This window comes from Streptomyces sp. V3I7, assembly GCF_030817495.1.
Lineage (GTDB): Bacteria > Actinomycetota > Actinomycetes > Streptomycetales > Streptomycetaceae > Streptomyces.
Window position 1 is genome coordinate 5422900 of the sequence record NZ_JAUSZK010000001.1, and the last position, 11538, is coordinate 5434437.

The window sequence follows — 11538 nt, forward strand, 5'->3', positions numbered from 1 at the left end:
GCGACGATGGCCGGATTTTTTCTGAACGGGTTTACCCGGAGCCACGACGGCTTCGTCCCGTTCGGTTCAGGCCGACGCCGCCTCAGGGCAGGCGCGTCGACGGCGTGTCCGGCACCGGAGGGAGGGAGACGGACGGGACGGCGGGCGCGTTCGGGACGGACGGGACCGTCGGGAGCGGCGGATGGACCGGGAGGTCGGGCGCCCGGGGAACCGCGGGCGCCGTCGGCAGCTTCGGCAGCGGGGCCGACGGGAGGCCCGGGACGTCCGGGACGGGTGGCACCGACACGTCCGGCAGGGGCGGGACGGACAGCGGTACGAGGGATCCGTCCGGCGTCTTTGTCGTCGCCGCTGGCCCGGGGGCCGTCGACGCGGAGGGAGGGGGGCGGCCGGATTCCGGGGTTCTCAGCCGATCGGTGCCGTCGGTGCGGAGCGCCCGCGCGCTGTCGGACACGGCCGGCCGGGGCGGCGGGGTGTCCGTGGCACGGCCCTCGCCGAGCGCGTAGGGGAGCACGAATCCGGCCACCGTCAGGCTCACCGCCGTGGAGGCGACCGCCACCGCCTTCCCGGTGCCGCGCAGCCTGCCGCGTCCGATCAGGAACAGCGCGAGTCCGAGGGTCCCGGCCAGCGAGTCGCGCAGCGTCCGCCGGGCCCGCGCGAGGAGCGACTCGACGGTCCGGTAGCTCAGGCCCATCCGCACCGCGACCTGTCCGACGTCCAGATCCTCGGACTTCAGCCGCAGGGCCTCGGCCTGCCGGGCGGGCAGCTCCCCGCTCCGGACCGCCAGCCACCGGGCCTCCGCCCGGTCGCACACCGCCTCCTCCACGGGCACCGGGCCCGGTGAGTGGAGCGGGGGTCTGGCGCGTACCGCCGTCTCCCGATTGACCTGCCGGTACCGGTCGACGCACAGCCGCACGGTCACCGTCGTCAGCCAGGCGCCGAGGCGCTCCTCGTCGAGATCCGGGCGCTCCGCGGCGCGCAGCATCGCCTCGTGTACGGCGTCCTCGGCGTCCTCCAGGCTCATCGACCGGCGCCGGGCCACCTTGAGCAACTGCTCGCGGTGGCTCCACATGCGCTGCCAACGGTCGTCAGCGGCCGGTATGCCGGCGGGCCTTTCCCTCGCCATGTGGACCCCCTCGCGCTCACCTGCCGGTTCCATGCTTCGGCGGATGGCGAGATTACCGCCGGGTATCCACGGTTGTGGAGAGGGGGACACGCATCGTGTTCTACCCGTTGCCGGGCAGCGGCTCCGGGTCCGACAGCAGGTCACCCGTGGGAAGCGTGAGGCTCGGCTCGGGCACTGGGATCAGCGGCGCCTCCGTCTTCTCCGCGCCCGCCGGACGGGACGGGGCGGGGGCGCGTGAGGTGGGTGAGGCGGAAGAGGAGGGCCGGGAGGACGGCGTACGGGACGGTGCGGCGCCCGCTCCCCGGCCCGACGGCTTCGGCGAGGGCTTGGGGGTGCTCGGGCGCGACGGCTCCGGCCGGTCCGGGGCCCCGGCGGAACGGTCCGGCACCACGCGGTGCCCGGTCAGGTAGTACGCGTACCACGCCTTGACCGTCCGCAGATAGGCCACCGAGTGGTTGTAGCCGAGGATCGCCCGGTCCAGGTCGGCGGGGTCGGCGAGGTTCCTCGTCCCGCCCGGGCCCGTGCACAGGTAGCGGCCCGCGGCGAGCGACGCGTCGTAGACGTTGTTCGGGTCCGCGTACCCGTCGCCGTTGCCGTCCGCGCCCCAGCGGGCCCAGGTCGACGGGATGAACTGCATCGGGCCGACCGCGCGGTCGTACATCGCGTCCCCGTCGTACGCGCCGCCATCGGTGTCCCGGACGACGGCGAAGGCACCGCCGGTCAGCCGGGGCCCGAGGATCGGCCGCACGGTCGTACCGTCCCGGCTCACCCGGCCGCCCCACGCCTGCCCGGACTCCACCTGGCCGATCGCGGCCGTCAGTTGCCAGCGCAGCCCGCAGCCGGGCGCGGTACGGGCGAGTGCCGCCTCGGCGCGCCGGTAGGCCGCGAACACGGTCGCGGGCAGGGCGCCCCTCGTCACCGCCGGCACCGAGTCACGCTCCGGCGCGTGGCCGGTCCGCAGCGGCGGAAGCGCGGTGCGGTAGGGGGTGTCGCCGGACACGGTGGGACCGTGTTCGGCGAATGACGCCTTCCGCGGGGGCTCCGACGCCTGTGCCGGGACCACGCCCGGCGCCTGCGAGGCGGTCAGCGCGGCCATGGCCACCGCGGCGACCGCCGAGCCTCTGGCACCCCCGAGTGTCTGTCTGAGTACGCGACCTCTCACCTTGCGGCCCTCTCCCCGAACGGATCCCGTCCTCTGCTCTACGCGGACGGGCCGCGGGTCCGTCGCCGCGAGCGGGTGGAAGTTCCGGGAGTCGGGGGCGCACGTATGTCCGCTAGGGTCTCGCTAAGGTCTCAGCGAGTGGTCAAGGCGGTCCGGTGCCGACGACCCCGGCCCATGGGGGCACAGTGCGATTGAGAGTCGAGTTCACCACCGAGCCCTTCGACCTCGACCAGGCGCCCGCGCACGCGCTGGCCGCCCGCGAGGTCATCGAGGCGGCCGGCCTGGACGCCGTGGACATCGGTCCCTTCGGCAACACCGCGGACGGCGACGCCGACGCCGTCCTCACCGCCGTCGACGCCGTGCTGCGCCGGTCCCTGGAGGCGGGCGCCACCCGGATCTCGCTCCAGGTCAACGTCATCGGCGCGGACGGGGAGGAGCAGTGAGCGACGACACCGGCGACGAGCCGTTCATCGCCGCCGTCACACCGCTGGTCGACGCGATGGGCGGCGTGCTGCTCCCGCCGGGGGAGGCCGGCCCCGACGACGTCGTGCTCTCCTGGCAGGGCGCCGACGTCGTCGCCGTACGCCTGCCGCAGCTCGCGGAGTCCCTCGACCACCTGCTCGCCGCCATGGAGCGCACACAGGGCAGGCCGCTCGCCGAACTCGACCGCAAGGCCAAGCAGGAGGTCGTACGGACCCTGGAGTCGCGCGGCGCCTTCTCCGTACGGCACGGCGTGGAGACGGTGGCCCGCGCCCTCGGCGTCAGCCGGTTCACCATCTACAACTACCTCAACTACGCGAGCGAGCAACGGGCAAGGGCGGGCGGGGGAGACGAGCGCCGGCCTCGGTAAGGCCGTGGGATGTCCTCCTCGGATGTCCTCGTCAGATCTCCTCCTCCAAGCGGATGGCGGCCTTGAGGTCGTCATGAGCCTTGCCCGGCGCGCCCTCCTGGACTTCGAGCATGGCGGCGGCGATGGCGTCCAGCTTGCGCTGGATCGCGCGCTCGGCCCGCAACTCCGAGTTCTTCAGCAGCGCGAGCAGCAGCAGCGTCACCGCCGTCATGCAGTCCCCGGCCAGCACCTGCCAGCCCGGATCCAGCTCGAGAGCGTGCACGACCACCACGCCCGCGACCATCGCCAGGCAGAGCAGGAAGAAGACCGGCGAACTGGTGAACGTCGACGCCCCTTCCGCGAACCGCTCGAACGCGGATCGTTGCTCGCCGCCGCGGTCCGCGGGATGCCGGATCATCATCGGGCGGCCACGCCTGACCGTCCCCGCCCGTCGCCGTCCCCGAGGACGTCCGCGACGACCCGCAGGTCGGCGACGAGACCGTCGTACACCGCCTCGCGGTCGTCGGCGCGCAGGACGGCGGAGGGATGGATGGTCGCCACCAGCCCGCCGATCCCCTCGTCGCCGCCGTCGAGGCCGGGCCAGGGCAGGAGAGTGCCGCGCTGCTCTGCGACCCGGAACCGCGGGCCGAGCAGGGCCTTGCCCGCCGTGGCGCCCAGGGCGACGACCACCTCCGGTGACACCACGCTCAGTTCGGCCACCAGCCACGGCCTGCACGCCGTCATCTCCCGCAGGTTCGGGGCCTTGTGCATACGGCGCTTGCGGCCCTCGGGGATCGTGAACTTGAAGTGCTTGACCGCGTTGGTGACATACGCGCGGCCCGGATCGATGCCGGCGTCGGAGAGGGCGCGGTCCAGCACCCTCCCCGCCGGGCCCACGAACGGCCTGCCCTGCCGGTCCTCCTGGTCGCCGGGCTGCTCTCCGAGGAGCAGCACCCGGGCGTCCGCGTCCCCCTCGCCGAACACCGTCTGGGTCGCGTCCTGGTAGAGGGGACACCCGTGGCACTCCGCGGCCGCCTTCCGCAGGCCGGGCAGCCGCGCCCGGCGCCCGGGGAGGAAGGGCGTGGCGTCGTAACCCTGTCCGTCGTGCACAACGCGTCCTTTCCGTACTCCCGCCAGGTGAAGTCGCCTCACGGGGGTACTCGCAGAGGTGAGGGAGGACCTGAATTCGGAGGAACTCCCGGAAACGACGTGATGGGGAGACGCGATGACCACCACTGAAACGCTTGTCGCCATTATCGTCCCCATCGTGGTTCTTCTGCTGCTGATCGCGGCGGGAATATGGCTCTTCACGCGCCGTCGCCGCCATCTGCAGCAGCGTTTCGGGCCCGAGTACGAGCGGGCCGTGAAATCCGGGGAAGGCAAGCGCTCGGCCGAGCGTGAGTTGCACTCCCGGGAGAAGCGGCACCGGGATCTCGACATCAGGGAGCTGCCCGAGGAGGACCGCGAGCGGTACGCCGCGGAGTGGCGGACGACTCAGGAACGCTTCGTGGACCAGCCGGGGCAGAGCGTCGACGACGCGGACCGTCTGGTCACCCGGGTCATGAAGGACCGCGGATATCCCACGGAGGATTTCGACCAGCAGCTCAAGGACCTTTCCGTCGAACACGCACGCACGCTGGAGCATTACCGCGACGCCCACGACATCAGTGTCCGCAGCGAACACGGCGAGGCGACCACCGAGGAGTTGCGTGGCGCGATGGTGCATTACCGCTCCCTTTTCAAGGAGCTGCTCGGCGCCTGAGAAAAGACAGGCGGGAAAAGGACATGGGGACGATCGGTCATGGCAGAGAACGACACCAACCGCACCGCACCGAACACCGACCCGAGGGAGAAGGGCGACCTGACGACCGAGGACCTGGCCCGCCCGGAGCACCGCCCGGAGCAGCGCTCGGACCACCGCCCGGACCGTCCGGACCAGCATCCGGACCGCCGCCCGGACGAGGGCGTCGAGCCGGAGCGGTCCCGCGCCGCCTACCCCGGCGAGGCCGTGTCCGTGCCGAAGAAGGGCACGGAGGAACCCGACGCCGACGAGGCCGAGGAGACCGAGGTGACCGAGACCGTCGAGACGAGCGGGGAACCGCTCATCGCCGGTGAGGAGGCCGAGTCGTTCCGCACGCGCTGGGAATCGGTCCAGGGCACCTTCGTCGACGACCCGAAGGACGCCGTCCGTGAGGCGGACGCCCTGGTCGCCGAGGTGATCCAGTCCCTCGCCGCGACGTTCGCCGACCACAAGAAGGAGCTCGAGGCCCAGTGGAGCCGCGGTGAGCCCGTCGAGACCGAGGGGCTGCGCATGGCGCTCCAGCAGTACCGGACCTTCTTCAACCAACTGCTCCACGCCTGACGTCCGTGGGGCGTGCCTGTAATACGTACCTCACCCTGGTAGGACCCCGGGCAGGACCAGCGCGGCGAGAAGCGTCGTGCCCAGCGCCAGCCAGGCCACGTAGTCGCCGATGTGCCCGGAGTGGACACGGCGCAGCGGCTTCGTCCAGGCGCCCGGCCGCGCCGGCACGGGCCGCAGGACGGACCAGGCCGCCAGGGCGGCGGCGAGCGCGGTCGACAGCAGGCCGAGCAGCACGCCGTGCACGGACCAGTGGGGCGGCGCGGTGGACGGGGTGTCCAGCGCCTCGTCCACCGCGTGCCCGACGGCCACCGCCACACCCGGCACCACACCGACGGCGAGCGAAGCGGCGAGCAGGGCCGCGGGCACGGCCAGCATGGAGTCGGGGACGCGTCCCAGCAGGCCCTGCGTCTCAGGCTCCTCCTCCTCGCCCTTCGTCTCGTACGACGGCTCCTCGGTGGGCCGTGCCCCGAGACCGCCGAACACCCGCGCCGCCACCCGTAGTACGGCCCCGCCGGTCACCGCCGACACGGCGACGAACAGGACGGTGAGCGCCGTACCGCCGGCCTCCTCGGTGACCGCCTTGCCGAGCCCCGAGCCGAACGGGGGCAGCCCGGTGAGGGCCAGGCCGCCGGTCACGAAGAGCGCGGCGACGAGCGGGAGTCGGCGGGCGCGGCCGTGCAGTTCGTGCTCGTCGATGCTGCCGTAGCGGTCGAGCAGGATGCCCCCGCAGGCGAACAGCGCCGCCTTCACGCCCGCGTGCCCGAGGACGTACAGGGCCGCGCCCGTCGTCGATTCCGGGGTCAGCAGGCCGACGCCGGTCAGGAACAGCCCGGTGTGCGCGACCGTCGAGTAGGCGAGCAGCCGTTTCACATGGCGCTGGAGCCAGCACATGACGGCGCCGGCGAGCGCGGTGAGCACGCCCAGGGCCACCAGGGCGCGGCGGGCGTCGGGGGCCGGGATACCGCCGGAGCCGGAGAAGACGAACCAGTAGACGCGGCCGACGCCGTACACGCCCAGTTCCACCATCACGCCCGACAGCAGCATGCACACCGGCGTGGGCGCGACCGCGTGCGCGTCGGGCAGCCAGAAGTGGAAGGGCACGGCGGCCGCCTTGACCAGGAGCCCGGTGAGGACCAGCACGAAGGCGGCGAGGACCAGCGCGTCGGGGCCGCCCTGCTCGTCGAGACGCCGCCCGATGGCCCGCATACCCAGCTCGCCGGTGCGGGCGTACAGCAGGGTGATGCCGGTCAGGAGGAAGTAGGCGCCGAGGGAGTTGACGACGCCGAAGGTGAGCGCGCCCTGGACGGCCTTGGGGTCCTCGACGCGGTAGCCGGTGAGGGCGTAGGCGACGACGCTCATCAGCTCGAAGAAGACGAAGGCGTTGAAGAGGTCGCCGGTGAGGACGAAGCCGGTCATGCCCGCCTGGAACAGCAGCACCAGGGCCGGGAACGCGCCCGCCTGCCGCTCGGGCGGCTCCGCGAAGTACCGCCAGGAGTACACGAGTACGGCCACGACGAGCAGCGACACCAGCGCCGCGAGCCCGAGCGCGAGGGGGCCCGCGCGCAGGACGATGCCGACGCTCGGGCCGCCGTCCACCGGCGTCCAGCCGCCGACCCACTCGACGTCGGGCACCGGACGGCTCAGCAGCAGCCACACGACGAGCCCCGTCGTGGCCGCGGCGACCGCACCGCCCACGGCCTCGGCGACCGGCCGGGGCACCCGGCGACCGACGGCGACGAGCAGGGCCGCCCCCATCAGCGGGACGGCCACGACCAGCGGCAGCAGACGGTTCATCCCGTTCATCCCCGCAGCCCGGAGAGTTCGTCCGGGACCACGGTGCCGTGCCGTTTGGACACCTGGATCACCAGCGCCAGCAGCAGCGCGGTGACCGTGGCGCCGACCACGACATCGGTGAGGCAGAGCGCCTGCACGACCGGATCGACCAACGGGCGCGAGCCGGGCCGCAGATCGGAGTGCACCGGCGCCGTGCCGCCCCGGCGGTAGCCGACGGCGAGCAGCAGTACGTAGGTGGAGGCCTGGCAGACCGCCAGGCAGCCGACGGCGTGGATCAGGTTGCGGCTGGTGGCGAGGCCGAGGCAACCGACGAGCAGGAGCCAGGCGGCCACCAGGTAGGGCAGGACGGACATCGGGTGTCGTTCACCTCCGTGCGGACGCGTGCGGCGCGTACGTCCGTGTCGCTCGTGCCTTCTTGTCGCTCATACCTTCGTGTTCCCGGAGCCGTTCCCGGAGTTGTTGGTGGAGCCGCCGTCGATGCCGTCCTTCCCGGACTCCATCTCGACGGCCTGGTCGAGGAAGCGGGCGAGCAGCACGATCACCGCACCGGCCACCTCCATGCCGATCGCCGCGTTCAGCAGCGGCACCGTGCCGCCCGAGGCCAGCGTGTTGAAGGTGCCGTACGGAAGGAATTCGGCGAGGAACGCGGCGCCGGCGAGCAGTCCCGCGACCCCGATCACCAGGTACGCGGCCTCACCCACGGCGTCCACGACCTCGTAGATCCCCACCGGGCGGATGCGTTCCAGTGCGCGGTAGTCGACGGCGATGTACAGCAGGTGCAGGGCCGTCGCCGCGACGACGCCGCCCTGGAAGCCGCCGCCCGGGCTGAGCTGGCCGTGCGCGATCACGTAGAGGCCGATCACGAGCGTCACGGGCAGCGCGAGGAGCGCGTAGCGGCACACCGACCGGCTGACCCGCACCGCAGCGGGCTCGACCTCCCGTTCGTCGCGGGTCTGGCGCAGCAGTACGACGGTGCCGAGCACCGCCCCGAACAGGATGCTCTCCTCGCCGAGCGTGTCGAAGGCGCGCTGGTCGAAGTTGACCGAGGCGACGACGTTCGCGGTATGCCGGGCGAGCGAGGCGTGCACGGCGCGGTCGCCGTACGGGTGCACGAGGCCGCCGAAGCCGGGCAGCCGGGCGGCCGCGGCGGCCAGCAGGGCGGCGAGGCCGAGCAGGCCCACGGCCAGGACGCACGCACGCAGCCGGTGGCTCACCCGTCCCGCCTCCCGTCCTTCTCGCGGTCTTCGGCGCGGTCCTCGTCGCGGCCGCGTCTGCGCACCTTGCGTGCCGTGAGCAGGATCAGCAGCGGGGTCAGCGCGGAGCCGACGGCCAGCTGCGACAGGGCCACGTCGGGGGCCTGGAGCACGGTGAACAGCACGGCGAGGGTGAGTCCGAGCAGGGACAGCATCAGCGCCTGGCGCACGGGGTCGTCCGTCGCGACGGCGGCCGTGGCCGCGGCGGCGACGAGCAGCAGGCTCACCGCGACGAGGACGTCATCCATGCTCGGGCTCCTCCGGCTCCTTCTGTTTCTCCGGCTCCTTCGGCTGCCGGCCGCCGAGCGCGCGCGAGGCGACCACATTGCCCGTGATCAACAGCGCCCCGACGACCAGGAGTTTGGCCATCGCCCGGCCCGGCCCGGTCACCACGCACAGGGGGATGACGACCAGCACGGTGAGGGCGACGGCCGCGAGGACGCCACCGCGTGTGCGGGGCGGGTCGCGTTCCAGGTCGGCGGCCAGCAGGCGTGCGTACACGAGCGTCCCGGCGGGGCCGAGCACGGCGAGGACCAGCGCCAGGTCGACGTACGACGTGCGGCCGTACCCCTGGGCCAGCAGCAGGAAGACCAGGCACACGACGAGGGTGGCCGTGTTCTGGGCGACGACCCGGCGGCGCAGCGGACCGGTCGCGACGCCGCGGACCGCGGGCCCGAGGCCCACCACCAGCAGGAAGAGCGCCGCCACCGACCACGGCCAGGAGGTCACCGGTCGACCACCGCCCGCCGGGCGGCCCCGGCCGCGAGCGCCCCGAGGGCGGCCACCGAGCCGCCGACCAGCAGTTCCAGCCCGTCGACGCGGCTGATCAGCACCAGCCACAGCGCCCAGAGCGCGGCCCACCAGGCGAGGAACTCGGCGACCGCGCCGGCCTTCGCCCTCACCCCGGCCTCCTCCACCGCACGACGGTCCGACCCGACGGTCCAATACGTCCGACATGAAACCACCCGGCGCCGCCGCCCCACCAGCGCCACGCGAGGCCCGCGGGCCGGGGCACGAGGGCATCCACCGCACCCCAAATCTTCAACAAACTGTTGACGCTGTGGCGCGGAGGGCGTTAGCTGGCGGCAGCCCGTCGGCACGACGGCGGGTCCGCCCACGCAGCAGCCGAGACCACCGCACAGCACAGGCAACGCCGTTCACGACACGGCCGTTCGCGGCCACGGAGGCGTCCGTGACGTCGACTTCACCGCCGCCGGGCCTGGCCCGGTTCAACGCCCTCGAGGAGCCCGCGGCCCTGGCCGTGCTCCTCCAGACGTGCGCCTCGGCCGCCTGGGCCCGGCGCCTGCTCGCCGCCCGCCCCTACGCCACCACCGGCGCCCTCTGCGCCGCCGGTGACGCCGCCATGGCCGAGCTGACCGCCGAGGACCTGGCCGAGGCGATGGCCGGGCACCCGCCGATCGGCCGCCCCACGCCGGGCGATCCGGCGTCGGCGCGCGAGCAGCGGGGCATGGCCGGTGCGTCCGAGGAGCTCAAGGCGGAGATGCTGGAACTGAACCTGGCCTACCAGGAGAAGTTCGGCCACGTCTTCCTGATCTGCGCCACCGGCCGCACCGCCGAGCAGATGCGCGACGCGGCCCGGGAGCGGCTCGGCAACGCGCCGGAGCGGGAACGCGAGGTCGTGCGCACCGAGCTGGGCAGGATCAACCGCATCCGCCTCGCCCGACTCGCCGAAGAGGACGCCCCCGCCATGACCGACCCGACCGGTACCACCGCCTCGGTCTCCACCCACATCCTGGACACCTCGGTCGGCCGTCCCGCCGAGGGCGTCGGCGTACGGCTGTCCGCACGGAGCGGCCGGAGCGCGGACTGGCGGCCGGCCGGCGGCTCCGCGACCGACGCCGACGGACGGTGCAAGGACCTTCCGGCTCTGCCCGCCGGGACCACGCACGCCCGGCTCGACTTCGCCGTCGAGCCGTACCTGGAGCAGCGGGAACCCGGTCCGGACAGCACCGCGGGGGCGTTCTTCCCCGAGGTGGCGGTCACCTTCGCCGTCGAGGCCGGGGAGCACTACCACGTACCGCTGCTGCTGAACCCGTTCGGCTACTCCGTATACCGAGGGAGCTAGCGCATATGCCCACCCTGGGACAGAACCAGTACGGCAAGGCCGAGTGCCGCGTCGTCAGGATCACGCGGAACGGCGCCACCCACCGCATCAAGGATCTCAACGTCTCCGTGTCGCTGAGCGGCGCCATGGACGAGGTCCACTACTCCGGCGCCAACGCCACCGTCCTGCCGACCGACACCACCAAGAACACGGTGTACGCGTTCGCCAAGGAGCACGGCATCGACTCCGCCGAGCAGTTCGGCATCCACCTCGCCCGCCACTTCGTCGCCTCGCAGGAGCCGATACACCGGGCGCGGGTCCGCATCGAGGAGTACGCCTGGGAGCGGATCGCGACCTGCGAGGGCGAGCCGGCCCCGCACTCCTTCGTCCGCAAGGGCCAGGAGACCCGGCTCGCGCAGGTCACCTACGACGGCTCCGCCTGGGAGGTCGTGTCGGGGCTGGCCGACCTGGTGGTCCTGAACTCGACCGACTCCGAGTTCCGGGGCTACGTCAAGGACAAGTACACGACGCTCCCGGAGGCGTACGACCGCGTCCTCGCCACCGAGGTCACCGCCCGCTGGCGGCTGAACTGGACCGACGACGCGCAGCCGGCGCCCGACTGGGACGCCTCCTACGCGCGGGCCCGCGCGGACCTGCTCCAGGCCTTCGCCGAGACGTACTCCCTCTCCCTCCAGCAGACGCTGTACCGGATGGGCTCCCGGATCATCGAGCGGCAGGACGACATCGACGAGGTCCGCCTCTCCCTGCCGAACAAGCACCACTTCCTCGTCGACCTCGAACCCTTCGGGCTGAAGAACGACAACGAGGTGTACGTCGCCGCCGACCGGCCCTACGGCCTGATCGAGGCCACCGTCCTGCGCGACGGCTGCGAGGCGCGCATCCCGGTGGACCTCACCAACCTCTGACCACCCCAGGGACGACCAAGGACG

At 72.9% G+C, this 11538-nt stretch carries 16 protein-coding genes; 6 read left to right on the forward strand and 10 right to left on the reverse strand.

The features are described from left to right. Positions 1 to 82: 82 nt before the first annotated feature. Positions 83 to 1123: an RNA polymerase sigma factor gene (locus tag QFZ74_RS25200; RefSeq protein ID WP_307623112.1), complete on the reverse strand. Its 1041-nt coding sequence runs from the start codon at positions 1121 to 1123 to the stop codon at positions 83 to 85. Positions 1124 to 1223: 100 nt separating this feature from the next. Next, complete coding sequence (locus QFZ74_RS25205; RefSeq protein ID WP_307623113.1) at positions 1224 to 2219, reverse strand: lytic transglycosylase domain-containing protein; 996 nt, start codon at positions 2217 to 2219, stop codon at positions 1224 to 1226. Between the two features lie 251 nt (positions 2220 to 2470). On the opposite strand from QFZ74_RS25205, the gene QFZ74_RS25210 reads away from it, so the two are divergent. Together QFZ74_RS25210 and QFZ74_RS25215 are read left to right on the forward strand one after the other, a co-directional pair. Beyond that, positions 2471 to 2728 (forward strand): hypothetical protein, encoded by a 258-nt coding sequence (locus QFZ74_RS25210; protein WP_307623114.1) that lies wholly within the window; start codon positions 2471 to 2473, stop codon positions 2726 to 2728. A 56-nt stretch (positions 2729 to 2784) separates the two neighbouring features. Then, entirely contained in the window at positions 2785 to 3135 is a 351-nt protein-coding gene (locus tag QFZ74_RS25215; RefSeq protein ID WP_307624268.1) for a helix-turn-helix domain-containing protein, read from the forward strand. Between the two features lie 31 nt (positions 3136 to 3166). On the opposite strand, the gene QFZ74_RS25220 is transcribed toward QFZ74_RS25215, so the two are convergent. After that, positions 3167 to 3535 (reverse strand): low affinity iron permease family protein, encoded by a 369-nt coding sequence (locus QFZ74_RS25220; RefSeq protein WP_307623115.1) that lies wholly within the window; start codon positions 3533 to 3535, stop codon positions 3167 to 3169. Continuing rightward, on the reverse strand, positions 3532 to 4224 hold the full coding sequence (locus QFZ74_RS25225) for a UdgX family uracil-DNA binding protein (RefSeq protein WP_307623116.1): 693 nt from the start codon (positions 4222 to 4224) through the stop codon (positions 3532 to 3534). The genes QFZ74_RS25220 and QFZ74_RS25225 overlap by 4 nt, the downstream gene beginning before the upstream one ends. Before the next feature lie 115 nt (positions 4225 to 4339). Between QFZ74_RS25225 and QFZ74_RS25230 the strand changes: the two genes are divergently transcribed. Further along, positions 4340 to 4876, forward strand: coding sequence for a hypothetical protein (locus QFZ74_RS25230; RefSeq protein ID WP_307623117.1), 537 nt, complete (start codon positions 4340 to 4342; stop codon positions 4874 to 4876). Positions 4877 to 4915: 39 nt separating this feature from the next. Next, positions 4916 to 5476 (forward strand): hypothetical protein, encoded by a 561-nt coding sequence (locus QFZ74_RS25235; protein WP_307623118.1) that lies wholly within the window; start codon positions 4916 to 4918, stop codon positions 5474 to 5476. A gap of 30 nt (positions 5477 to 5506) precedes the next feature. Here the strand turns inward: QFZ74_RS25235 and QFZ74_RS25240 are convergent, their stop codons facing one another. The 6 genes from QFZ74_RS25240 to QFZ74_RS25265 all read right to left on the reverse strand — a co-directional run bounded on the left by QFZ74_RS25240 (position 5507) and on the right by QFZ74_RS25265 (position 9425). Next, entirely contained in the window at positions 5507 to 7270 is a 1764-nt protein-coding gene (locus QFZ74_RS25240; RefSeq protein ID WP_307623119.1) for a complex I subunit 5 family protein, read from the reverse strand. A gap of 5 nt (positions 7271 to 7275) precedes the next feature. Then, a complete protein-coding gene (locus tag QFZ74_RS25245; protein WP_307623120.1) occupies positions 7276 to 7623 on the reverse strand; it encodes a sodium:proton antiporter in 348 nt (115 codons plus the stop codon). A gap of 69 nt (positions 7624 to 7692) precedes the next feature. Beyond that, on the reverse strand, positions 7693 to 8484 hold the full coding sequence (locus QFZ74_RS25250; protein WP_307623121.1) for an MnhB domain-containing protein: 792 nt from the start codon (positions 8482 to 8484) through the stop codon (positions 7693 to 7695). Beyond that, entirely contained in the window at positions 8481 to 8771 is a 291-nt protein-coding gene (locus tag QFZ74_RS25255; protein ID WP_307623122.1) for a DUF4040 domain-containing protein, read from the reverse strand. The genes QFZ74_RS25250 and QFZ74_RS25255 overlap by 4 nt, the downstream gene beginning before the upstream one ends. Then, on the reverse strand, positions 8764 to 9252 hold the full coding sequence (locus QFZ74_RS25260) for an MrpF/PhaF family protein (RefSeq protein ID WP_307623123.1): 489 nt from the start codon (positions 9250 to 9252) through the stop codon (positions 8764 to 8766). The genes QFZ74_RS25255 and QFZ74_RS25260 overlap by 8 nt, the downstream gene beginning before the upstream one ends. Further along, positions 9249 to 9425: a hypothetical protein gene (locus QFZ74_RS25265; protein WP_307623124.1), complete on the reverse strand. Its 177-nt coding sequence runs from the start codon at positions 9423 to 9425 to the stop codon at positions 9249 to 9251. The genes QFZ74_RS25260 and QFZ74_RS25265 overlap by 4 nt, the downstream gene beginning before the upstream one ends. 290 nt (positions 9426 to 9715) lie before the next feature. Between QFZ74_RS25265 and uraD the strand changes: the two genes are divergently transcribed. Both uraD and pucL read left to right on the forward strand, forming a co-directional pair. Then, positions 9716 to 10609, forward strand: coding sequence for a 2-oxo-4-hydroxy-4-carboxy-5-ureidoimidazoline decarboxylase (uraD, locus tag QFZ74_RS25270; protein WP_307623125.1), 894 nt, complete (start codon positions 9716 to 9718; stop codon positions 10607 to 10609). A 5-nt stretch (positions 10610 to 10614) separates the two neighbouring features. Continuing rightward, on the forward strand, positions 10615 to 11514 hold the full coding sequence (gene pucL, locus QFZ74_RS25275; protein ID WP_307623126.1) for a factor-independent urate hydroxylase: 900 nt from the start codon (positions 10615 to 10617) through the stop codon (positions 11512 to 11514). Positions 11515 to 11538: the final 24 nt, after the last annotated feature.

Excerpts from the sequence above, each read along its gene's own strand:
- QFZ74_RS25220 (WP_307623115.1), bottom strand. The coding sequence starts at position 3,535 with ATGATGATCCGGCATCCCGCGGACCGCGGCGGCGAGCAACGATCCGCG.
- QFZ74_RS25215 (WP_307624268.1), top strand. The coding sequence starts at position 2,785 with ATGGGCGGCGTGCTGCTCCCGCCGGGGGAGGCCGGCCCCGACGACGTC.
- QFZ74_RS25205 (WP_307623113.1), bottom strand. The coding sequence starts at position 2,219 with ATGGCCGCGCTGACCGCCTCGCAGGCGCCGGGCGTGGTCCCGGCACAG.
- QFZ74_RS25245 (WP_307623120.1), bottom strand. The coding sequence starts at position 7,623 with ATGTCCGTCCTGCCCTACCTGGTGGCCGCCTGGCTCCTGCTCGTCGGT.
- pucL (WP_307623126.1), top strand. The coding sequence starts at position 10,615 with ATGCCCACCCTGGGACAGAACCAGTACGGCAAGGCCGAGTGCCGCGTC.
- QFZ74_RS25235 (WP_307623118.1), top strand. The coding sequence starts at position 4,916 with ATGGCAGAGAACGACACCAACCGCACCGCACCGAACACCGACCCGAGG.
- QFZ74_RS25200 (WP_307623112.1), bottom strand. The coding sequence starts at position 1,123 with ATGGCGAGGGAAAGGCCCGCCGGCATACCGGCCGCTGACGACCGTTGG.
- QFZ74_RS25230 (WP_307623117.1), top strand. The coding sequence starts at position 4,340 with ATGACCACCACTGAAACGCTTGTCGCCATTATCGTCCCCATCGTGGTT.
- QFZ74_RS25255 (WP_307623122.1), bottom strand. The coding sequence starts at position 8,771 with ATGGATGACGTCCTCGTCGCGGTGAGCCTGCTGCTCGTCGCCGCCGCG.
- QFZ74_RS25240 (WP_307623119.1), bottom strand. The coding sequence starts at position 7,270 with ATGAACCGTCTGCTGCCGCTGGTCGTGGCCGTCCCGCTGATGGGGGCG.